Source organism: Leptospira ryugenii (assembly GCF_003114855.1).
Taxonomy (GTDB): Bacteria; Spirochaetota; Leptospiria; order Leptospirales; family Leptospiraceae; genus Leptospira_A; species Leptospira_A ryugenii.
The window spans coordinates 131,318-154,197 of record NZ_BFBB01000009.1 but is presented as its reverse complement, the minus strand read 5'-3'; the positions used below and the strand labels follow the sequence as shown (position 1 = coordinate 154,197).

The 22,880-nt window shown below is 42.1% G+C and carries 17 protein-coding genes; 6 read left to right on the top strand and 11 right to left on the bottom strand.

Annotation, left to right across the window (positions count from 1 at the left end):
- Window positions 1–19: 19 nt before the first annotated feature.
- The 6 genes from pyk to DI060_RS17660 all read right to left on the bottom strand — a co-directional run bounded on the left by pyk (window position 20) and on the right by DI060_RS17660 (window position 9,138).
- Window positions 20–1,453 carry a pyruvate kinase gene (gene pyk, locus DI060_RS17690; protein ID WP_108978325.1) on the bottom strand — a complete coding sequence of 478 codons (1,434 nt, stop codon included), beginning with the start codon at window positions 1,451–1,453 and terminating at the stop codon, window positions 20–22.
- The gene (locus DI060_RS17685; RefSeq protein WP_108978324.1) at window positions 1,454–3,421 is read right to left on the bottom strand and encodes a hypothetical protein; all 1,968 of its coding nucleotides are present in this window, start codon (window positions 3,419–3,421) and stop codon (window positions 1,454–1,456) included. It lies immediately after the preceding gene.
- A 13-nt stretch (window positions 3,422–3,434) separates the two neighbouring features.
- Complete coding sequence (gene asd, locus DI060_RS17680; protein ID WP_108978323.1) at window positions 3,435–4,484, bottom strand: aspartate-semialdehyde dehydrogenase; 1,050 nt, start codon at window positions 4,482–4,484, stop codon at window positions 3,435–3,437.
- 36 nt (window positions 4,485–4,520) lie between these two features.
- Complete coding sequence (locus DI060_RS17675; RefSeq protein ID WP_244594495.1) at window positions 4,521–6,062, bottom strand: hypothetical protein; 1,542 nt, start codon at window positions 6,060–6,062, stop codon at window positions 4,521–4,523.
- Window positions 6,063–7,397, bottom strand: a complete 1,335-nt coding sequence (locus tag DI060_RS17670) for an MBOAT family O-acyltransferase (RefSeq protein WP_244594494.1) — start codon at window positions 7,395–7,397, stop codon at window positions 6,063–6,065.
- A gap of 1,336 nt (window positions 7,398–8,733) precedes the next feature.
- Window positions 8,734–9,138 carry a phosphatidylinositol phospholipase gene (locus tag DI060_RS17660; RefSeq protein WP_108978321.1) on the bottom strand — a complete coding sequence of 135 codons (405 nt, stop codon included), beginning with the start codon at window positions 9,136–9,138 and terminating at the stop codon, window positions 8,734–8,736.
- A gap of 135 nt (window positions 9,139–9,273) precedes the next feature.
- Between DI060_RS17660 and DI060_RS17655 the strand changes: the two genes are divergently transcribed.
- Window positions 9,274–9,495, top strand: coding sequence for a hypothetical protein (locus DI060_RS17655; RefSeq protein WP_108978320.1), 222 nt, complete (start codon window positions 9,274–9,276; stop codon window positions 9,493–9,495).
- Between the two features lie 203 nt (window positions 9,496–9,698).
- Here DI060_RS17655 and DI060_RS19095 read toward each other — a convergent pair whose 3' ends face one another.
- Entirely contained in the window at window positions 9,699–10,730 is a 1,032-nt protein-coding gene (locus DI060_RS19095; protein ID WP_209452078.1) for a hypothetical protein, read from the bottom strand.
- Window positions 10,731–12,179: a helix-turn-helix domain-containing protein gene (locus DI060_RS19090; protein ID WP_209452077.1), complete on the bottom strand. Its 1,449-nt coding sequence runs from the start codon at window positions 12,177–12,179 to the stop codon at window positions 10,731–10,733.
- 96 nt (window positions 12,180–12,275) lie between these two features.
- On the opposite strand from DI060_RS19090, the gene DI060_RS17645 reads away from it, so the two are divergent.
- The 4 genes from DI060_RS17645 to DI060_RS17630 all read left to right on the top strand — a co-directional run bounded on the left by DI060_RS17645 (window position 12,276) and on the right by DI060_RS17630 (window position 17,635).
- Window positions 12,276–13,028: a ParA family protein gene (locus DI060_RS17645; protein ID WP_108978319.1), complete on the top strand. Its 753-nt coding sequence runs from the start codon at window positions 12,276–12,278 to the stop codon at window positions 13,026–13,028.
- Window positions 13,012–13,836 carry a ParB/RepB/Spo0J family partition protein gene (locus DI060_RS17640; RefSeq protein ID WP_108978318.1) on the top strand — a complete coding sequence of 275 codons (825 nt, stop codon included), beginning with the start codon at window positions 13,012–13,014 and terminating at the stop codon, window positions 13,834–13,836. Before DI060_RS17645 ends, DI060_RS17640 begins: the two co-directional genes overlap by 17 nt.
- 342 nt (window positions 13,837–14,178) lie before the next feature.
- Window positions 14,179–15,081, top strand: coding sequence for a helix-turn-helix domain-containing protein (locus DI060_RS17635; protein WP_108978317.1), 903 nt, complete (start codon window positions 14,179–14,181; stop codon window positions 15,079–15,081).
- A 43-nt stretch (window positions 15,082–15,124) separates the two neighbouring features.
- Complete coding sequence (locus tag DI060_RS17630; protein ID WP_108978316.1) at window positions 15,125–17,635, top strand: discoidin domain-containing protein; 2,511 nt, start codon at window positions 15,125–15,127, stop codon at window positions 17,633–17,635.
- On the opposite strand, the gene DI060_RS17625 is transcribed toward DI060_RS17630, so the two are convergent.
- Together DI060_RS17625 and DI060_RS17620 are read right to left on the bottom strand one after the other, a co-directional pair.
- Complete coding sequence (locus DI060_RS17625) at window positions 17,618–18,457, bottom strand: 1,4-dihydroxy-6-naphtoate synthase (RefSeq protein ID WP_108978315.1); 840 nt, start codon at window positions 18,455–18,457, stop codon at window positions 17,618–17,620. The two genes, DI060_RS17630 and DI060_RS17625, sit on opposite strands and share 18 nt — an antisense overlap.
- Window positions 18,454–19,629 (bottom strand): AZOBR_p60025 family cell surface glycopolymer formation protein, encoded by a 1,176-nt coding sequence (locus DI060_RS17620; RefSeq protein ID WP_244594493.1) that lies wholly within the window; start codon window positions 19,627–19,629, stop codon window positions 18,454–18,456. Before DI060_RS17620 ends, DI060_RS17625 begins: the two co-directional genes overlap by 4 nt.
- An 89-nt stretch (window positions 19,630–19,718) precedes the next feature.
- Between DI060_RS17620 and DI060_RS17615 the strand changes: the two genes are divergently transcribed.
- The gene (locus DI060_RS17615; RefSeq protein ID WP_108978314.1) at window positions 19,719–20,531 is read left to right on the top strand and encodes a hypothetical protein; all 813 of its coding nucleotides are present in this window, start codon (window positions 19,719–19,721) and stop codon (window positions 20,529–20,531) included.
- Here DI060_RS17615 and DI060_RS17610 read toward each other — a convergent pair.
- On the bottom strand, window positions 20,518–22,842 hold the full coding sequence (locus DI060_RS17610) for a sensor histidine kinase (protein ID WP_108978313.1): 2,325 nt from the start codon (window positions 22,840–22,842) through the stop codon (window positions 20,518–20,520). The two genes, DI060_RS17615 and DI060_RS17610, sit on opposite strands and share 14 nt — an antisense overlap.
- Window positions 22,843–22,880 lie beyond the last annotated feature (38 nt).

Below are 22,880 nucleotides of genomic sequence, written 5' to 3'. Positions count from 1 at the left end.
CCTTACAAGCATACCTAAACTATTTAACTTCGCGTACTTGGATTGTTTCGACTCTATCCTCACCAGCGATGATATCGGAAAGTATCACCACCTTTTCTCCAGCTTGCAGATATCCATTGTTTTGTAGGGTTTGGATGGCCAGTTTGATGGTTTTTTCTGGATCGGAAGAAAAATCAACCCGATAGGGAATTACACCTCTCGTAAGCCAAAGTTTTCGCCTCACGGATGTCATGTTCGTAAATGCATGAACGATCGGGTATTTGGGATGAAAGGAAGCAACATTGTTAGCCGTAATCCCTCGTCTAGTGATCACAATGATAGCCGGTGCCTGCATATTGTCTGCCAAACTGGCGGCAGACCTTGCCATTTCTTCCTTTTTATCTTTTGGATTGCGGTTGGCAGCCATACCTAGGTTAATCGACCTTTCCATTCGTCTGGCTATCTTATCCATCATTTCCACACAACGGACAGGAAATTTACCCATAGCAGTCTCGCCTGACAACATAATAGCATCAGCTTCTTCATAAACTGCGTTCGCTACATCTGTAACTTCTGCCCGGGTCGGAGAGGGATTGTGAATCATAGACTCAAGAAGGTGGGTCGCAACAATCACTCGTTTGCCCTCCTCTTGGCACTTTTTGACGATCCTTCTTTGGACAATGGGAAGTTCTTCAATTTCTATCTCGACGCCTAAATCACCACGTGCGACCATAATCCCATCAGAATATTTTATGATTTCATCCAGATTCTTTAGACCTTCCTGGTCTTCAATCTTTGCAATTATCTGCGCATGGTGATTTCGTTCTTCAATGATACCTCTCAACTGAATCACATCTTCATGGGATCGGACAAAAGAAAGAGCAATGAAATCAATATCCTCTTCTAGTCCAAAAATAATATCTTTCATATCTTTTGGTGTGATTGAAGGAAGATTAACACGAATCCCTGGGAGATTGATATGTTTTCTGGAACCTAATTTTCCACCATCTAACACCGTACAAACGAGCTCGTTTTCTCGAATTTCCTGGACAGCCAAATTGATGAGCCCATTGTCAACCGTGACTTTATCTCCAACCTTCAAATCTTTTACGATATCTCGATAGTTAACAAAAACACTTTGGGCTTCCGCTTCCATGCCAGGGATAATATGAAATGTAAAAGTTTCCCCAACTTTCAAATGGAGGTCATTCGCAACATCACCTGTCCGAATTTCTGGCCCCTGTGTGTCCAAAAGAATGGAAATCGGTTGTTTATGTAATTCGTCTTTGTTTAAACTTTTGATTGTGCGTATGATCTTACGGTGAAACTCATGGTCACCGTGAGACATATTGATTCTTGCAATGTTCATACCCGCCAAAGCAAGTTGATGGATCATATCCTTGGATGCAGTTGCTGGGCCAAGTGTGCAAATAATCTTCGTTTTTCGGGCTCTTCTATCTTCGATTGCAGGCATTTATTTTATTCTCGGTAAAATTCTATTTAGGAAATCTAATTGTGATTCAAACAAATCAAACTTTTCCTGATTAGGGAATTTGTCATTTCTCTGTTTCTCACTTTCTTCTTTGGCTTTTTCAAGGAGTTTCTTTCCATTCTTCTTAAGATAATTAGTAGATACTAAAATAGGCCAAGGATACTTTTCTCGTTGATTTCTGACTGAGAAGGAATAAAGTTCTTTGCCGCCAAATTTTTTTAGAAAGAAAATCAAGTTTTCTTCAGCATACTTTCCATTCAATTTGGACATGATATACTCTCGGTTTGGATAAATACCAAACTCCCAAGCCTCATCTAACAACCGAACAATTTCGTCTATAGACTCTTTCCATTTTTTTTCTTCTTCTGGAGTACCTGATTTAACAGGTTCAGATTCCTCGCCAGAGTCTGCGTTAGATGGCTTGCTGGCAGCCATTTTTGCTTCTTTCTCTTCGCGTTCTTTGAGCCTTTCTTTTACAATCCTTTCTTTTTCTTTTGCTAATTTCACAGCTTTTTGAGTAGCTAAATCTTTATTGAGCTGTTGTTGCAATCGAGCTTTGATAGCCGGGACTTCATGTCTATGGACTGTTGGGTTGCCGATGATCATTCTCCATATCTTTGTGAGGAGTGGCAAAAACCCAAATAAACTTTGTGCTTCAATTTCTTCGAGAATCCGTTTAGGTCCCTCTTCCATCAAATGGACCGTCACATTCATGAGCGCGAGAACCCGAATTTCTAAATCAGCTTTTTTTGCAATATAACTTTTCTTTGCAGAATCAATTGCACCTTCAATACATGCCTTGTGCAAAATAAATTCATTGTAAATTTTTCGGTCTGCAAACTCGGCATAGAGAATTTCAGGTTGTGACAAAAGTTGGGATCTAAATTCATCCGTTAGAGGTTCACCAGCCACACGCAATTGATTCAATTCGACGATTCTATTTGCCTGAGAAAGAAAAGCCATAATGTCTTCTATCTGCTGCTTTCTTTTTTGTTTCTCTTCTCGTTCTCTATCTTTCTCTATGATTTCGTTTAGAATCAATGCTTCTTCAACTAAAGTTTTTTGGTCACCGTAAGATTCGTTTAGATATCCCAGGATTTCGGTAAGCTTTGTTTTTGCAGGTTGCCAATCATCCTCACTCGCCTCATTTACTACACCTAACTTTTGCAAAGAGGGGTATATTGTTGATTTAATATAATCCAGATAGGCTTCGTAACGATCAGCAATCTCCTCGGGTTTATTATATATAAATACAGATTTGTTTCCGGGACGACTTGCCTTGTCATTTCGGAAAAAGAAAAGGACCTTATCATCCACGAGTTGTTTCAAAATAGGCTTCAAATGAATGATAATCGTTGCGTCTTTCTGTGCCTTTGTTTTGTCAAAAGGGCATTGGAATAAGTTGCCGATCTCGCTGGAGGCATAAGTATCAAAAAGCCTGCCAGAGTCGACTGCGGATTTGATTACTTTTTTAAGTTTTTCTTGGCCCATGTATTTTCTTTTATCCTGGTACCAAGATTTGATCGCATTTGTGGACATTTCGTTCAAACCCAAGGCATATCGAAATGCGGTACCACCATCACTAGTGGTTGGTCTTGAAAAAACGGAGTTGTGTTTTAAAAAAGTGCGAGGGTTTTCCGGATCACCCGTTTCGTTGGGGTGAAACTCGATCACATTCAATTTTTTTAATATAGGTGGATTTTGTTTGAAACAGAGGTCTGTTACATAAACCTCAGTTCTATCTCTGTCTATGGAACTATCTCGTTCAATCTGTTCAACATTTGGCAAAACTTTATTTTGTGCAAATTTATCTGTCCATTCAAAGATAACCAAAAGTACTTTGTAGACACCCTTATATGAAAAATCACCACGTGAATCAAGTGCCTGTACCTTTTGCAAACAGGCAGAATAATCCATAACTCTTAATTCTGGTAGATTCGGATCCAACATATAAGGGCTCTTCTTACGAGATCAGTCCTTTTTTGTACATTAACTCTGCATTCAGAAGAGCAGCTCCTGCGGCCCCTCGGATCGTATTGTGAGACAAAACCACCCATTTCCAATCCAAAAGTGAATCTTCTCTGAGTCGGCCTACTACCGTCGTCATCCCCTTACCCGTGTCTAAATCCAAACGTGGTTGTGGGCGGTCAGCTTCCTCTCTATATAAGATCGTTTGCTCGGGCGCAAAAGGAAGCTGAAGCTTTTGTGGTTCGCCAGAGAACTCTTTCCATGCTTTGAGAATCTCTTCTCGGTTTGGCTTCTTTTTAAACTTTGCACTAACACATACTGTATGCCCATCAAATACGGGAACTCGATTGCAATGAGCAGATATTTTAAAATCGGCAGAAACAATTTTACCGTCTACAACTCGACCCAAACATTTCTGTGGTTCAATTTCTGCTTTCTCTTCCTCTCCACTGATATAGGGTACTACATTCCCTAATATATCCATAGATGGTACCCCAGGATAACCAGCTCCCGATATCGCTTGCATAGAAAATAACATTACTGATTCCAAACCAAATTGATCAAACAAGGGTTTCAGGGAAATTGTGACTCCCATTATTGTACAATTGGAGTTTGTGATGATCTTACCTTTTGTGTTTTGGGCACTCAAAACATCTAAGTGCTCTGCATTGACTTCTGCTGAGAGAATGGGAACATTTGCATCCATTCTATGGTTTTTTGAATTGGAAATGACGATGACACCCGCTTGGGCATATTCAGATTCCACCTCACCTGCGATAGACGAGTCTAAGCCACTAAACACGAGTTTAACGCCATCTGTTTCAGAAGGCTTTGGAAGAGTAATCACGATGTCTTTGGCATAGGCAGGAATATCAGATGAAATCTTCCAACGAGATTTCATCACTTGGCCATAGGTCTGGCCTGCACTTTTCTCCGAGGCGGCCAAGTGTGAAACCGTGAAGAAAGGATGGTTTTCCAATAATTGAATGAAACGTTGGCCTACAGAGCCTGTAGCGCCTAGAACTCCTACCTTAATTTTTTGCATAAAATCCTTACCTAATCGTAAGGTCTCAAATTTAGCTTATTTAGAAAAGAGATTTCCGATTTGTTCCGCATAAATCGGATTCATTTGTTCCATACCTGGGTAGGTAAAATGATGGAAATCGGAGAAAGCTTGCATGGGTAAGGCACCTTTTAAATCCACAAACCGTACGTGCTTTCCTTGCAATGTTTGGAGATAGGCCAGATGATCCCTATACCAGCTCGACCGCTCATACCAAGAAAGAGAAATGGGATTTTCTGGGTTGTTGATGATGAGCAAGGGGATGTTTTTGGCTTCAAAGGTCTCGGAAATTTTTTTCAGGTAGCGAAAGTGAAAGTATGGCCGAAATGACTCATCTGCAATGCGCTTTTTTGCTCTTTCCAATGCCACTAAGTAGCCAATTCCAGGGCGTTTTTCCAGGCCTTGTAAAAGACGGTAAGCAAAATAACTTTCATACTCTTTGTCCGGCATCCCAATAAAGCGGAAATCCTCTGTGCGTTTGGGCCGGATGTACTGTTGCCCTTGCAAGGGCTCCTCAAGACCAAAGGTTTGTGGGAGTCGAACTCCCATGGGATCACGGTGGTAATCTAGGTAGGCACCTGCTGCTTCATGGGCGTACCAAATTTTACTAAGCTCTGCACGGATGATGCCCTCTGTACTTTGGAATTTTTTTTGCAAAAATATTTGTTTCCAACCCGGGGAATGGAAGGTTTCCGTTTGGCTGTTGCGGCCATCTTTACTTTTGATTTCTAGATTTACTGGGCCCTCTCGCAAAAGAAATGGTGTAATTTCCAACCAGATCCCTTTACCCCCAACAAACATGGAATCAGTTGGCTGGAAGCTAAACACTTTGCCTGTCCAACCTAGCGAGCTGATCCCTTCCGGTATATCTACACCCATATAGGCATGGTAACTTGTATTTCGTCCAAATCGGTGGTTGTAGATATTTTGCCAATTCGTTAAGTAAAACTCACGGTAGCGGACAAACCGAAACAAAGCGGACATTAGGTATTCAGATCTTTCTTTCCAATCCATCAAACCGCCTACTTCTACAAGCGTTTCCCAAGGGAAGATCCATAAAGACTGTGGTGCCTCTGCAAAGGTCAAGGCATCGCGGACCATAGTAGTCTCAGTTACTGTCTCATTCGAGCCTTCCGGGAACAAAACATACGTTCTATGCAGACGATAATCAATAAAATTAATGGGATAGACTACCAAATCCGGTTGGAGTGGAAACAGCCATTCCAACAATAGATAAACATACAGCGGGCTATTGCCTGCATAAGCCAAAAAACAGACCTCTACATCCAAATCCCATTTTTGTAAGAGCTCTTTTTCTAAATCCTTTGCTTGGAATGAATAGTAAGCAATGGAACTGCCGACTAAGATAAGCCTAGGTTTGGTTTTCTTCTCAGATGCGATCCTTTTGTATTCGTAGAGAAAATTAAAAAAATGGTTTGTGTTCCAAGGTGATTCATTCGGCAGAGAAAAGTTCAGCCTCCCAAAGAAACAATCATCAAAAATAAATAAACACAAAACAAAACTAAGTATGAAGACTAAATTTTTTGACAAAGGTTTCATTTAAAAAACAAAATAGACAAAGGGTGTCCCCTCCGCAGATAATAAGACCAATACAATAAAACTCAATGAAAATAGGGCTCCGAACGCTATTTGCCGCATAACATTTGTGTTGTTCCCGGATTCTATGGAGAGACGTTTCCAAATCTGTAGACATCTACCTCCGCAAAAAAGCCCCAAAAACAAAACTACAACACAAAGTAGAGCCTGTTTTGAAACTAGGTAAGGGAGTTCTTTTTGGCCATTTTCCACAAAAAGCCCCTGTAGGTAACACAGGGATTTTGAAAAGGTTTGGCTACGGAAGAAAATCCATAAAAAACAAACCGATAGGAAGGTAATACACTGTAGGGACACCTTAGAAACTGAGCTTGGAACTTTTTTCTTCCAAAGTTCCACCCAATCTCTTTTAGATCCTAGATACCTTTCCATTACCAACAAAAAACCATGTCCAAAACCCCAAAACATAAAATTCCAATTGGCTCCATGCCAAAGCCCTCCAAGGAGCATAACAATCATTAAATTAACATAGGTCCTCAGATTCCCTTGGCGATTTCCACCGAGAGGTATGTACAAATAGAGTCTAAGCCAAGTCGACAATGAAATGTGCCACCTCCTCCAAAAATCAGAAAACCCAAGGGCTAAGTATGGAAAATTAAAATTCTCAGGTAACCGAACCCCAAACATAAGTGCCGAACCCTGGGCAATATCAGTATAGCCAGAAAAATCACAGTAGATCTGCGCAGCGTACGCAAACATCCCCAACCAAAGTGCAATCCTACTCATTTCTTCTGGAGATTCAAAAATGAGATCCACAAAAGGAGCAATATGGTCTGCTAAGACAGCTTTTTTAAATACTCCCAAACATATATAGGTAAAAGCCTCTCGCCAAGGAAGGCGGGGAAGTGGCAAAAACCGCCTCAATTGGGGCAACATTGACCTTGCGGAAACGATGGGGCCAGCCACAAGCTGGGGGAAAAAGGAGAGAAACAAGAGATAGCGAAGAAAATTGCGCTCTGGTTTCAACAGGCCTCGGTAGACATCAGACACATAGGCAATTGACTGGAAGGTATAAAAGGAAATCCCAACAGGGAGCAAAAGCGACCAAGTAGAACCTTGCCAAGGAAGGGATAGACCGAAAAGGCCCAGACCAGAACCCAAAGACTCATGAAAGAAAAAGAAATACTTAAAGAAAAATAAGATACCCAAGCTATTGGCCAGTGAAAGGTAGAGAAGAATCTTCTTGCGGGAAGCCCTGTCCTCGCGGTGGATACAATGGGCTAGGAAAAAATCAACAGAGGCGATCCAGATGATGAGCCCCAGGTATCTCCAATTCCACATTGAGTAAAAAAAGAGACTAGATATAAGCAAAATAATGACTAAGGAATGGGATTTGACATTTATATGCCTATTTTCAATCGTTTTATTGAATACAAAACTAAAATTTAATAGCAAGTATATTAGCAGAATAGTAAGTAAAAATAAACAGTAAACAGAAGAATTAAACAGCATATATTTGATTATTTACAGTCACTATATTAGTCATATTCTAAGCATTTATGTGACTAACGAGCATCGTTATCATGCCTATACAATGTACTTACATTTAACGCCACAGTTAGGGCAAGTACAGGTCACTTCCGCTTTTACGCGGCGGCCCTGGGCGCCTTCCACCTTCCCAACAGCGACAAATTCAAAAGGAATCCCTTCTGCCACGTAATGGCCAGAGCCATATTTAGCAGTCCCCTCGATGAGATTAGAACAAGCGTGGCATTTGACACGCAATCGGATCGTTTCAGCCATTCTGGTTCGAAATTGCGCCTCCAGGAGCGTTGGTAAAGCATTAAACAACCCTGCCATTTTTACATACAGAGGAATTCTTCATACACATGACATTTTGACAGGAAATAAGCGCATTTTCAATGTTTTCCTCCCCCTGTTAGCGCGGCAGGGAAGACCCCTCACCATTCTCCTGCCTAGACGCAAAAACTGACCTAAGTGGCATCTTTCCGGCATCTCGGGCATCGAATCTCTTGGGAAAGGTAGGATTTCTCTTTATCGAGATGCGGCACGAATAAGTCAGAGAATCAACTTGAAGCTCCAAGCCAAAGGCTCTGGCTTTCGAATCGCTCTCTCCTTCCGGTTGGAAGCTTTTGCTAGCGCGGCCACGGAAACTAGTTGACCGCACGTGGTCATTGTTAGGGCTCTCCCGGTATCAGGGATGGATTCTTTCCCTTCTCTATCTCCAGAAAAAGGAGGAGATCTCCTGTAGAACTCCTATGTGTCCATTTCCGAACAGGAAGGCGAAGGTGTTTTTGACCTGAAACAACCAAGGAGCAGAAGGAACGTTCCGCCCGCCAATGGGCTAGCCCAATTCAGGGCGCCCAGAAAAGGGCAGCCCGAGCAAATGCCAGTAAGAATTGCTCAATAATGGGCACCCAGGAGAGAGTGCAAAAGCTTCCCTCCTCATTGCCCAAAGTTGGGCAATGAGAACGTTTCCCTTCTGGACCGAAAGGAGATTTTACAATTTTAGCAGATAAATGCCTAAATTTAGGCTAAATATTCCTAGTCATGGATAAGGATAAAAATGAATAAAACCCCCAGTCAGCAGCACAGGGGGGCGTAAAAGAGGAGGAAAAGTGCCCCTATGAAGAGGGAGGATGCTTACGAATATCGCTTATTTTTTGCCAGGTTTGGCTTTTTTGGGGGCTAGACGGCTACTTTTCTTTTTGGCAAGACTAGTCTCTGCGGATTCGCCTCTAGTTGCTTTTTTTGCAGAGATGGCACTGTCCTTGCTGCCCAGATTTGTTTCTTCGAGGAGAGCAAGGCTAGACTTACCATTTCGCTTGAACATATAGATAAAGTGTCGGACATACTGAGTGTAAGGCTCTGGGATCGCTTTGGGGTCAAAACTTCGTGGGTCAGCCAAGAGTGCGTTGACTTGTGCAATCGGCAAATCGTCTTTGCTGGTCGCCATGAGGATCTCCAATCGTTTGCAGATCTCAGAGTCATTGACTTCAGTAGAGAGCTTTCGCATGGCATTGAGGAATTTCTGGAAGGCAATGCGTTTTGCTTGGGACATAGTGCAAGTAAAGCAAAAAGACGCGAATTGGCAACCGATTTTAGCTCATGCGCACCCAGAACCTCCCAACGGGAATCGGGCGTAGAAAGAATGCCAAATGCCTGAGGCTGCCGAATCTCCACATGGGAGGAAGGATTGTTTGCACTTCCTTCTTTCGATTGGATGGTACGAAAGCTCTCGGGCATGCGGAACACTGCCTCAGATACTGAAGAATTTGCACATACAGACTCGGTGCTTGTGGCGACAGTAGAAACCAAAGATTCAGTGCTTTGCCCTTGGGTTTTTAAAAGGACCACTCTATCGGCTACTGGATCGATTCCATCTGAAACAATGCTGATCTCACCATCCTTCATGTAGATCGGTGGGACAAGGGCCTCTTCATAAAAAACAGCGGCTGGGCCCTCTACTTCAGCAAATAAAGGTAAGGTGCCTAAAAAAAGAGAGATCAAAATTAGGCTGCGTGCACTTAGCAATAAGTGTGCCAAAAAATATAATTTTGTTCCCTTTTTCATGGTATTTGTTCTCATTTTGACCGAAAACAGAGAAAAAGATAGCTTTTTTTAGGCAGTTTCGGTCTTTTTTTGCCTACCATACATCAAATTTCTGGCTCTGAGCTTCCATTCCCAGAGGACGATCTCTTTCTCAATTTCTGTCGCTGACTCCTGCTCTTTGGCAAGGACGGCATAGATCATACTAGAGATTTCCTTCGAAAAGCCTCTATCTAGCTCCCTTTCAAATTCATCCACAGCAAAATCCAAGATTTGCACTGACAAACGAAAGGCTTCATTTAAGGCAATGAGTTGGCCTTTCATTGCCTCCAATTCCGGTTTGGCATTTTCGTTTTTGATCATGACATCTAAGAATGTTCGGATGAAGGATACGTCTTGGGCACCGAGTTTGAAATCTAATAGAATTTGCTTTACCTTATCCAATTCCATGTTCCGAAGGTGGATCCTTGCCAAAAAGACAGGGTTCTCGCTGTACATATTTAGATTCGAATTTTTCGCAACGTCCGTTGCCCGCACTTTGTTGTAGTCGACCACATCTCCCTTTGCGGAAGGACTCTGTCCCATTTGCTTGGAAACGGCTTGTGCCTCCGCTGAGGTATTGATCCTTTTTTTTATGACGAGAATGTTTAAACTTGGGTAGCGGATTTTGAAGGTTACCATATCCCCTCGTGGGATTTCTTCATCAACGACGAGGTACTGAACCTGCTCCCCTTTTTCCCAGGAATGCATCAATTCTTCCTTATTGCGAAAGTGGTGGATCACAACGGGGAGGACGTCGCTTTGGCTCCCTGTGCCTAAATAAATGGTTTTGATTTCATTGGAAAAGCCATGCTGGTAGGGAATGACCATTTTCCCAGTCTTGACGTTCACAAAAGAGAGTTCACCCAAGTGGAAATGGGAAAGGTCAAAGTCCTCGCCAAAAAATCCAACTTTTGGTACGAGGGAAACGATGGAATTATTTTTGGCACCTTTCGGTACTTCCGGCCCAGCTTCTGTAAAGACTACGTAGGTCATCTTTGAAAGCCTGACCTTTACCAAGAAGCCTCCTGGTGTTTTTCTTTCCTCGTAAACCGTATCTTCCATCTATAAAAGATCCAACTGCTTCATTTTGTTTTGCAATGCGCCCCTAGAAATCCCAAGTGCTTTGGCCATACGGATTTGGTTTCCGGAGAAAATCCGTTTTGCATTTAAGATCTTCTGCCTTTCTAAGGCTTGGATTGCCATCCGCAAGTCTAAATCTTCTGAATCCGGAACCCCGAGCTGGAGCTGGTTTTTCCCGGAAAAAACGTCCTGGAGAGAAACTTCCTTCGAAGTACAATTTAAGATTCCGAGAAGAAGGCTATTTTTGATGTCTTGCCAGTTTCCAGGCCATGAACGCTTTGCCATCTCCACAATTACCTTTGGGTCCAAAGACAAACCAGGACGGTTTTGCGCCTTTGCTAATTCCGCAAAGAAGAGCCCCACTATCTGGCTAACTTCCTGGGATCGGTAGGTAGAAACCGATGGGAGCAATGATAAATTTGATTCTAGAAATTGCCGGAAAGTGGCTAGGCCTTCAGGCTTTTCAAAGGGAGGGTGCTCCAAAAAAAACAGGCCTGGTTCTGGGTTCTCGTTCCGCCAATCCAAGAGGATTTTTTGTTGGCCGAGGCTCCAGTGGCTTGCATCTACAAAGGCGAGACTCCCCCCTCCTACCTCAGCCGCCCATTGGATAAGAGCCTTTTCAAACTTTCCGAAGTGTTCGGGAACGGAGGAGACAAGTAAGAAGGCACTGCCCGGAACGCGAGACTCATGGATCCACTTGGCGAGAGTTCGTTTGCCCGTACCTTTTTCTCCATAAAGAGTGATCATCTTTTGGGTTTGGAATGTATGGATGCACTGTTCTAAGTCAGGTAAATAAGGAACAAGTAAGGGCTCGGAGGAAGGGGCACGCTCTACAGATTTGGCGGCTATGGGAGAGTCAGGTTGCAGCATTTCATAGGAAATTTTTTCCGCAAATAACCTTAAGATGTACGGAGCAAAACTTTGGATTTCCTTAGCCTCAACCAGAAGAAATCCTATAAATCCCTTGTTCTCTTGGCCATAGATGCCAAGGGCTAATGCCTCTGCTTCGGGATGGAAAAGATCATACATAGAACCGGAAAAAGAGAGCGGGAATGGCTCACTTTTTAGTTTGGCAATTGCCTCCCCTGAGGATGCCATGAACGGATAATAAAACCCTTCTTCACCGTATCCAAAGGCCGCGACCTCAGAAAAGGACTGCTCCTCCTCAGAACGGAGCACGACGACTCCTGACAAAAATCCGCAGGCTGTACATAGCTCTTCCCAACTCGCTCCGAGAGAGTTTTGCAACCAATCTTGTCCCTTTTCTTCCGAAAAGAAGGCCTGCTTGAATGCGCTTGGCATAGAAGAAAAATGTTTAAATTTAATCACTTTGTCAAGTACGTACCGATTTGAATGTCGGATGTCCGACAGATTTCCCCCACAAACTTTTTTCTCATTTTTGACCTGTCGGATGTCCGACAATTCAAGCATGTGGAAAATTATCTTTTTTTGTCTTTTAGCGAAAATTCAATTGCTAATAGATTTTTCCCACAAAACCATACCTATTGAAAAGGAACTGCATCGTCTATGATCACCATTGCTGTTGCGAACCAAAAAGGCGGAGAAGGAAAAACAACTACCTCTCTAAACCTAGCCATGGGTCTTGCCCGCAGAAACTACAAGACCCTTCTCATCGACATGGATCCACAGGCGAATTCTACTGGAATTTTTGTGAATCCTGACACTCTTGACAAAGACCTTGCGCAACTGTTCCAAAGTGCTACCAAACTTTCGGACATCATTGTGCCGGCGTATAACGAGAATTTGTGGCTAGCTCCGTCTAGCATGCGTTTGGCGGAAATGGAAACCATTTCTGTGAATTCAGTGGAGGCACCCTATGTATTGAGGGATGCGCTCCAAGAAGTTTCACATTTTGACTTCGCCATCATTGATTGCCCCCCTTCTCTTTCGATTTTTACGGTAAACAGCTTGGTTGCCTCAAATTACGTGCTCATCCCGCTGCAGGCAGAAAAATTTTCGATGGATGGGATTATGGGTTTGCAACAAACCATCTCTTCTATTAAAAAAAGGATCAATCCGGAATTGGAGATCCTTGGGGCCCTCATCACACAATTAAAGCCACAAACACTTTTGACCAAAACCATTCTGCCAGTCTTAAGTAAGTACTTTAAAATATTTGAGCATACCATTTCAGATGGAGTCGCTATAGGTGAGAGCCATCTGGCAAAGAAATCCGTTTTTGATTACAACCGAACTTCCCGGCAATCACAAGAGTATGAAGGTTTTTTAGAGGAGGTCTTACGTGAGCTTAAAAAGTAAACGACTTGGGTCCTTGGCTGACATCTACCAATCCGAAAATTTGGATGGTACGATCCGCTCGATTCGCATCGATAAAATTGAACCCTCAGAACACCAACCGAGACAAGAAAGAAAAAAAGCAATCGAAGAGCTTGCCTCTTCCCTGAAGGTTGATGGTCTTTTGCAACCTATCGTCGTCTCCAAAGGAAAAACCGACGGCTATTACCGAATCATTGCAGGTGAACGTCGCTACCATGCTGCCAAATCCTTGGGCTGGGCAGAAATTGAATGTAAAATTTTAAATCGTCCAGAAAAGGAGGTCTACAAACTTGCAGTCATAGAAAACCTACAAAGAGAAAACCTGTCTGCCTATGAAGAAGTAGATGCCCTCCTCTTCTTAAAACAAACTTACCAATATTCTGATGCCGACCTGGGAGACCTATTCGGCAAAAGTAGAAATTATATGTCAGAAGTCCTTTCCATAGCAGCCATGTCAAAAGAAGACTTAAACCTGTGCAAAAAGGCCAATATCCAAAACAAAAACCTACTCGTCCAGGCAGCTCAAGCAGCGAAAAATGGCAGTTTGCCTCCCTTTTTGGAGATGGTAGAAAACGGTAGCTTGCGTACGGTTCGAGATGCAAAGGACTTCAACAAAAAGAGTAAAGAAAAGCCCTCGCTCGCAGAGCGAAGAATAGGCTCATCCTACAAACTCAAAAGACAAGGTAACCAAATTTCCATTTCGTCTGAGGATGAAATCTTACTTGGGGAAATTTTGAAATTCTTACGAAAGGAGCTTCCCAGAAAATTCGGGGATCTGCAGAACAACTAATCAAGTACTTGCTTGTCAAGTACTTAGCTAAATTTTTTTTATCGGACCAAGCAAATAAAGGTGTACAAACTTGACAAAGCACAAGGTTTTGCACACAATGTGACATAATTTAGTAAACGAAATTTAAGTACTCTGTCTTTGCAAAAAAAAATATAAAAAGACAGTGGAAGAACTTTGCCCAAGTAACGTCGGACAAAAAACTCCCCTGGGTGACCAGGGGCCGGGTTCTTCCCGAAGGAATGTTGTTGGATGTGACATAATTAACATTATGTCAAGAAATGTCAAGCCCTTCGATAATTTTGCTTAAAATTAGTTTCTTTTTTGCATGGATCCGGAGGGGAGATGAGCGACTACCATCCCTATATACGCTTTATGAGCGACATCATTGACTCAGGTGTCTGGGCAGAGCTTTCTTCTGCTGCCAAGACACTCTACCCGGTGCTACTCAAATTTAGCGATTCTAAATTCAAGCCCGTCTGGCCAGGGACAGAAACCCTACTTAGGCTTACCGGGTTTAAAACTAAAAAATCAATCGTCCAGGCGAAAAAGGAATTGGTCCATGCGGGCTTACTATTCCAGGTCCCAGGCAGCGGAAAAGTGGCAACCCGGTATCATTTTTCTTTCCACTACCCGGGTTCCAAAATTACCCCCCTCCGGGATACACAAATACACCAGAGAGAGGGACAGGCATCCTCCCCGGCGGGAGACAATCATGCCAAGGAGGGGGTTACAAATGGAAACCCAAACCATATTAATATAACTATATCTAATCATAACCAAAGCGCTACCGAGAGGCCGGAAGAGAAAAAAACACTTCCTGCAACACTCGAATCTTTACTTGAATTATTTGGAAACGAAATGGTTCTCGCGGCTTGCACAAGAGCGAATGCCTTGGGCCTCGGACAGGATTGGGAATACATCAAGAGCCTCTGCAAAGAACAAGTGCGAAACTCTCAAAAAATGCCCAACTCTAAGCAAGAAAATCCTGAGCATGAGACAGGTGTCCACCAGGCTTCCTGGCGCGGTTTTTTAGACTGGGCCTCCCAAAACCTGTCAGCCAAGACTTGGCGCGAACTAGATTCCTTGGACGTACAAATCGATGGTAAGGTCTTGCTCATTGCCAGCTCCTTAAATGCCTTCCATCGGCAAATCATAGAAAAATACTTCAATGAGAGAGCGAAGCCTCCCCTACTGGTGGTTTTCGGTGAGAGAGAGGAGCCTGCTCGCATTTCGGAAATTCGATAGACTCGAGAGAAAAAATGGAATTACTGGAAGGAGATTAAGAATTATGAAAGAAAATTTAATCAGGGTGAGCCACCCGTATTCGGTTCCCATCAGAACTGTCAAAACATCAGGGACAGTAGAAATCAAACAGGATGAATTTATCTCCTTTGTTGAAGAGAGAGAGCAATCAGGTTTATCCACCCTTATTTTTGAGTTTGAAGAGGCCGTGTTCTTTAATGCCATCGAGCTTCTTCCTGGGAAGGATGGCCTAGATTTTTTCCCTGATTCCTTTCGGTTTGAACTTTCCCATGATGGTAAGTACTGGGAACCGATTTTACAAGAATCTGCCTTCCGAAAGTCCTTTAAGACATCCGCTAAATGGTTATTCACCCTTACTAGTGCTCGCTATGTAAAATTCGTCTCCAAAATTTCGAGGAAAACGAATGGAGGGCAAAGTAAGTTAAGTTTCGGGAAACTTAGGATCATGATTTCTGGGATCCAAAAAATGCAGGCAAGTTCTGAACCAGACCGCCTTTGGGTTAAAGAAAATTTAATCGATACGCGACCTGACTACGGTTGGGCATCTCAGAAAAAAGAAGAACCGACCGAGGAATTCTTGTTATTTGATCTTGGTAGTGTGAGTCGTGTCGAAGAGATTCGGATGTTAACCAAAAATGATCAGGTTACCAATTTTCCAGAAAGATTTTTGACGTATTACAGTGAGGATGATCTCACCTGGCATCAGCTACACGAAGAGAATCATTTTTTATCCGAGCCTGGCACTTGGTACAAATGGCGTGTAGCACCTGTTAATATGCGGTTCTTAAAACTTGTCTTCATACAGGAAAAGACAAGTGGGAAGAAAGACTACCAAACAGAAATCATAGAAATAGAACTCTACTCCAGCCCCGATAAGAAAGAATCCCAAGGGCCTGTCAGAGAACCCCTACCCTATGCTTCCGTACTGAGGTCTGGCATCGTACGATTGGCGACGGATGGCGAGGTAAAAGAAGGGGTCGTAGTTCAATCTAACGATCGTAGGTTAAGAGATGCAAGCACCGAATACCGGGGCATTGTTGAGCTAGCAACAGACGGCGAAGAGAGACCGGGAGTGGTCGTACAAGGAAATGATAAACGCCTAAAAATCGCCACCGAGCTCACTCATGGGCTTGTGCGCTTGGGCCGGTCTGGTGAAGCGAGGCCTGGTCTTGTTGTGCAATCAGATGACGAACGTTTGCGGCTGGCAAGTACGGATCATCCGGGTATCGTTGAGCTGGCATTAGATGGAGAGACGCGCCCTGGAGTTGCCGTGCAAGGTAACGATGCAAGGTTAAAACTTGCGACTAGAAAGTCTTTTGGTTTGGTGCAACTAGCGGAGCCAAACGAAGTGAGCCCAGACCGAGTGGTGACTGGTGATGATCCTCGCCTCAAAGATGCAACGGTTACAGAGAAAGGGATCGTTCGTCTTGCACCGAATGGTGGCGAAGAAGCAAATACAGCGGTGCAGGGAAATGATAAACGTTTGCGTCATGCAGGTACGGAACAGTACGGAATCGTACAACTTGCACATTCTGGCGAAGCAAAATCAGGAGTAGTCGTCCAAGGTGATGACAAACGATTGCAACCTGCAGATTTTGAAAGAGCAGGTATTGTTTTGTTGTCAAGGCCAGGAGAAAGCACGCCTGGACGAGTTGTAACAGCGGAAGACCCTCGTTTGTCCGACAAGAGAGAACCCAAGCCACATACACATGAGTATGCCGAAAAGCAGCATAGTTTCGATTCCCACACTGGCCTTTTGAGAATTGAAGGAGAGACATCTTCACCTTCGCAAGGCTACGTACCACCTACACAAAATGATGCGATCGTCTACGCAAAAAACCAAAGCGAAGGGGCTGGCGTACTCGGAATAGGTAAGGCTAAGGGAGTTTTTGGATTTTCTGAAAGGATTGGAACATTAGGGCTTTCAAAGGCAAAAGACAACCAAGAAGGTTCAGGAGTCCTTGGCGTGGGAACGCACTCATCCGGCGGTCAATTTATTTCTCAAAATGAATATGCACTTTTCGCTAATGGAGCTGGTCTACCAGAGAAGGATTGGACAGGTTCTGGCAAAGCATTGCGCGCCTTAGGTGATAGTGTTTTTGAAGGAACACTTCGCATCAGTCGAGATGGCCAAGAGGAAGCAATCGGTAAATATTTCAAATTGGACCAAAGAGATGTTGTTAGCGCAGGGGATTTGTTGGTCTCTAGCTATGACGCAGAAGTGCTTTCACGGTCAAAACAATCCTATGCTACGAATGTAATTGGTGTTTGTATTGCCTCCTCGTCCATGATCTTGGGTAAGGAAAAAAAAGGCCAAGAATATTGTTTGGTAGCAATGATGGGTGTTGTTAAGATCCAGGCTGACGCATCGCAGGGTGCTATCTCTGTGGGTGATCTATTGGTTTCTGGGCTTACATCTGGTCATGTCATCAAAGCAGATACCAACAAATTGAAACCTGGTATGTTGGTTGCAAAAGCACTGGAGCCACTGAGAAAAGATAAAGGGCAAATCCTTTGTTTACTCTGCCTCTCCTAAGAAGAGAGGTAGATTCGAATTTTGAACACCCGCAAATCCAATCTGTAATGCTTTGTTGTATAAACTTTCTATCGCTTTATGGCCTTCTGTTCCTAGTTTTTTTGTATACTCATTTACATATAAATCAATGTGAGATTGGATCACTTGAGGGTCTTTGTTTTGTGAGTGCTCTTGGATATAAGATTTCATGAGATCCGGGTGTAGATAGGCCTGTTTAAGGCTCTCTTGTAGACCTCTTTGGAAATGAATTGCATCCGATCGGGGAATATCCCTGCGAATGGCGATGGCACCCAATGGAATCATCAAGCCGGTGTTATCTTCCCACCATTGGCCCAAGTCTACAACCTTTTCAAGTCCCCTACTCTCAAATGTAAATCGTTCCTCATGGATAATTACACCGAAGTCTTCTTCTCCTGAAAGTAAGGAAGGGATGATTTTGTCATAACGTGTTGGTATGGCTTCGAAGTTTGATTCTGTATACAAAGAGAGTAGAAGGTTAGCAGTTGTTAAGAGACCTGGTACTACGATTCTAGATTGTGCGGTCAAGTTGGCATGTGAGCCTTTTTTCCTAACTAGGATCGGGCCGCATCCTTTCCCTAAAGCAGAACCTGTTTCCAAAAGAACGTAACGATCAATAACAGTAAAATAGGCTGCAAATGAGATCTTTGTAACAGGGAACTTTCCCTCTCGAGCAAATTGATTGAGGTTTTCCACATCCCAGAGTTCTTCCGAGATGGATTCATATCCTTTAATTTTTTTGTGTACGAGATGGTAAAACAAAAAGGTATCATTGGGACAAGGGCTATAAGCAATGGAAATCATAAATATAGATAAAATTCCTTATTGGGAGTTATGAACAAAATACGGATCAATAAAAAAAGAAACAGGGAGGAAGAGCAAAACAAAAAGGCACTTAGCCATTTTGAACGTATGCGTTCCAAAAGAAGTATTACATTGGGCAAACACCATGTAAACATTCGGGATAAATTATCAAAAGATCTCCAATAGCCCTCTTCCGCTATGAAAATAACTCCAAGGCTAACAAGGATCGGCGCAAGGATGATGACCAGTTGGGCATCAATCTCAGTGATGATTCGCTTTAAATTTAAAATAAAAAATAAACTTAGTAAGAGTAACATGAGAAGAAAAATGAATTTGGGGCTTTCTTTTAATTGGAAGTGGAATGTACCTGAATCAAAGAAACTCTTTATGAATCCGAATAAAGGCAAATCAGTCATGTCTTTAAAATCTAGAGGATTGGTTCCTAAGTGTGTTGGAGGAAATAGACGGAGACAAATGAGTAAGCTGATAAATACAAGAATCGGAAAAAACATGGAAAATGCATGTGTTTTCTTTTCTTTATTGTATAAATAGAAAAAGTAGCAAGGTAGGAGAGTGATTCCCAGTTCTCGTGTAACGACAGTAAGTGTTAGGAAAAATAGTAGTATAAAAATGGGTCTGTCTTTCCTGAGGAGGTATAGAGAAATGATGGAAAGCGAAGTAAAAAAACCATCCGCAACAAGTAGTAGATTGGAATTTAAGGTGAACGGAGAGAACAAATAAAACAATGCTAAATACTTTCGGTCTGGTAAAAGTTGGTAAAGACAAAAGAAGGAATAGAGAAAGGCAATCCACAAAACACAGATTGCAATCTGTGGATAATAGGAAAAACCGAAGAGATAGCTAGGCAAACCAATGGCAAGCGAGAGCCCAAGTCGGTGCATTCGAAAGAAATAAGAATCTACTACCAAACCCCAATGATTTTCTTGGAATATGGACTTTGCAATGAGATAGAAAAACTGACCATCATATCCCCCATCTTTAAATACAACGAAGCCTTGGTTGATGAGTTCGGGATTTACTTCCGCAAAACCATCCCAAATGCCGATCAAAGACGAAAGTTGGTATTGGTAAGGTTCAATTTTGGCCTTGATGGCAAATCCTGAGATAAGGAGGAATAGAAGAAGAGAAGACCATAGCCATCGTTTGCCCACATCTCTATTTTAAAAAAATTCAAAAAAAGACAAGGAATTTCTCTGGAAATTTGCATCCTTTCATTAAACTTAAGTCACCAAAGCATAATATGAAAGAAGTTTTAGTAACCATTCAAAGTGTTTATCAATATTTGGAAAAATTAGGACCCAAAAAGTCGTTCCAAATTTTAAAAAATTTAGGGTACGAAAAACTACTTTCATTAACTGGCAAAGTCCCGAAAGAAAGGCTCATCGTATTAACTCAAAAGTTAAGCGAAGATACCGTTGTAGAGTTAGTAAACCAAATTCCAGAGCGGGTACTTGTGGAAATGATAAAAGAAAACTCAGATGATGATCTGGTGTATTTCATTCATTCATTGCCTATGTCTGATCTAGCTTTAGTGGCTCGGAGTATTCCTCCTTCTGACGTAAGTGCACTCGCAAAATCACAAGGCAAAGAAACAAGTGTTGAGATATTAAAAACTTTGGGGATTGAAAAATCCGTCGCCTTACTAAAAGAGATTAACATGAAAGATTTTTTATGGCTAATCAAAGAGACAAATGTTCCCTCGATCTTGAAGCTTGTTTCTACTCTGACTGTTGCAGATTGTAAAAAGTGGATCAAAACGAGAGGCATTGAAGAACTGCCTGTTTTTCTAAATTATTTTGGTGTTGATAATACCTTATCAATCTTTCATAAACTTGGTCTCCAGAAGGCTTTGGATTTATTGCACCTTTTGGGGACTAGGGAGATGTTGGAGCTATCTCTGCTTATCTCCAATATGCATTTAGATCCTAAAAAGTTACCAGACCTTCATTGGCTTCAAGATAAATTGGAAAAAACACCTAAAGGTGCCTCGAAAACAAAAAGTAGAAAGCAAGCAGCGAAGAAAAAAACCAAAAAAGTAGTTAAGAAGAAATAGATGCAAGAGGCAGACTTACCTTGAAGGTACTCCCCTCCCCTAATTTGCTTTCTACATAGATCTCTCCTCCCATCTTTTCCACGAGTGATTTGACGATGGAAAGACCAAGTCCCGTCCCTCCTATCTTTCGATTGTCTGTAGAGGGAATTCTAAAGAATCGGTCGAAGATTTGGTTTTTATAATTTGCATCGATTCCAATTCCTGTATCACTTACCGTGAGCTCCATTGAATTGGGGAGTGAAATCAGAGTTACAGAAATTTTTCCTTTGAAGGTATATTTTAGGGCATTTATATATAGGTTTGTTACGATCTGTGAAAATTCGAAACGAATCCCTTTGATAAGAAGGCCTTTTTTCAAAGAGATATCCCATTCTAAAGTTTTCCCTTTTGCGAGATGCGAATTCATGTGAATGACGTCTTCTATAATTGGCACAGGATCAAAAAATTCCACAACCTCATCCTCTCTCTCTTTTTCGCGTGAGGTTGTTAGCTTTAACATGTTTTCAATCAAAAAGTTCAATCGTTTCGCATTCTTATCGATGACCTCTAGCATGTTTAGATGTTCTGCATTGTAAGGTAATGTTTTGTCTGATTTGAAGAATTCTAGGTAACCACGGATATTTGTCATAGGGCTACGCAATTCATGGCTTACATTGGAAATAAATTCATGTTGGAGTCTTTCTTGTTCTTTTCGTTCAGAATTGGGTCGAAATTGAACTTGGTAACGTTTTCTTGGTGATAAAAGTATGGAGGCAAAGCTTAAATCAACTCCAATCGTGGAGCCATCCTTTAATAGAATATTGACATCTGGCAAAGATAGCATAGTGTCTTGGGTATTGTCTTGGTTGAAATTGATTTGCGAGGATATTTGCTCCCCTATGATGATGTCTTCGATTGTAAGTTTTGTTAGATCTGCTCTTGTATAGCCAGTGAGGTGCCTGAATTGATGATTGGCCTCAAGGATATTTCCAGTGTCTGCATCTACAAGCGCAATCGCCTCTCTTGAGAACTCAAATAAATATCTATACTTTTCCTCAGAATACTGAAGATCTACAGCTGAACGATCTAATTTGATTTCAAGGATTGAAATTAAATTTTCTAACTCTGCAATCTCTTCCTTTTGCATCGCGAAAGTAGAGTTAAATGAATCTATCATTGCATTGATAATCACTTTCACTCGATTGTCGAGCAAAAGGTTTTCCTCTGTATTGAGTCTGGATTGGAAGTTGCCTTGCAAAACATCCAAGGCTACAGAGTTTACATCCACGATTAAATGCCGAATTGCATTCAGTTTGCGATAATTAATAAGCGATGGAGCATGTTGTTCTTTTGCTCCACCACTCTGGAAACTAGATAGTTTTCGCACATCAAATAGTTTTTTGGGCGCTAAAGCTTCGAGGATCTCTTCAAAATTTAACAGCGGTCGGATGGTATCAGGAGTCATTATCCTACGTATGACTCTAAAATAGTTATCTTTAAGTAGTGGGGATAGGGTGTCTGTATTGACTTCATATGAAAACACTCCCTTTTGGACAAGTGGATTGGCAAAGATAATGTTTTTAACATCTGAGGTTCTGAGATGAGGATAGTATTGGTGTAGGTTAAGGTCATCCCATACTTTGGGGTTTGAGCTTAGGCTTGCCTCGTTTATAAAATCAATTGCTTTCTTTATTGCAAGCAAGACTCCTGAAACTTGGCGACCCATCTTAAGAATACAGTCACCACTAAATGCGAGTAAGGTGGATGGAATAAATCCGGATGAGTTGAGGAGTGGAGAGGCTTCCTCGTCACGAAAGTCATGGTAGTTTTTCAAGAAAGGGCTTAAAAGGGGATCGGAGGCTAAACCCAAGCACCCAGGCCTTAAAAATTCCTTTTCTTCTAAAAAACTCGGTGTGTCCATGAAACGTACTTTCACTGGATTTTTGGGTGCGTAGTCTTCTAAGAATTTTTCTGCTAACAACCTTTCCACTGAATGAAAGTGGGGCACAGGGATGAAATAACCCTTACTTCGGCTCAGATCACTTGCTTGGAAGCGAAAGCGAGAGTAATAAGACAGTGGAGATCTATAAAGTGGAATACCTTTATAAATCCTTTTGATTCTAGATTTTTTTAAAAAACACTCGTGTAAATAAGCAATAGATGGGATTTCCCCAGCTTCAATCCTACCTGCTTCCAGAAGTGCAAGAATTGCTTTATGATGGGTAATCGACTGAATCGAAACATTTGTTTCATATTCAGAAAAGTATCCTTTCAGATGTGCAATGACGATTGGGAGTGAAGAAATACGACTTGTAATGCAAAGGTTGATCACGATGTTTCCTTTGCCAAAGTCTCCCTTACGGGAAACTC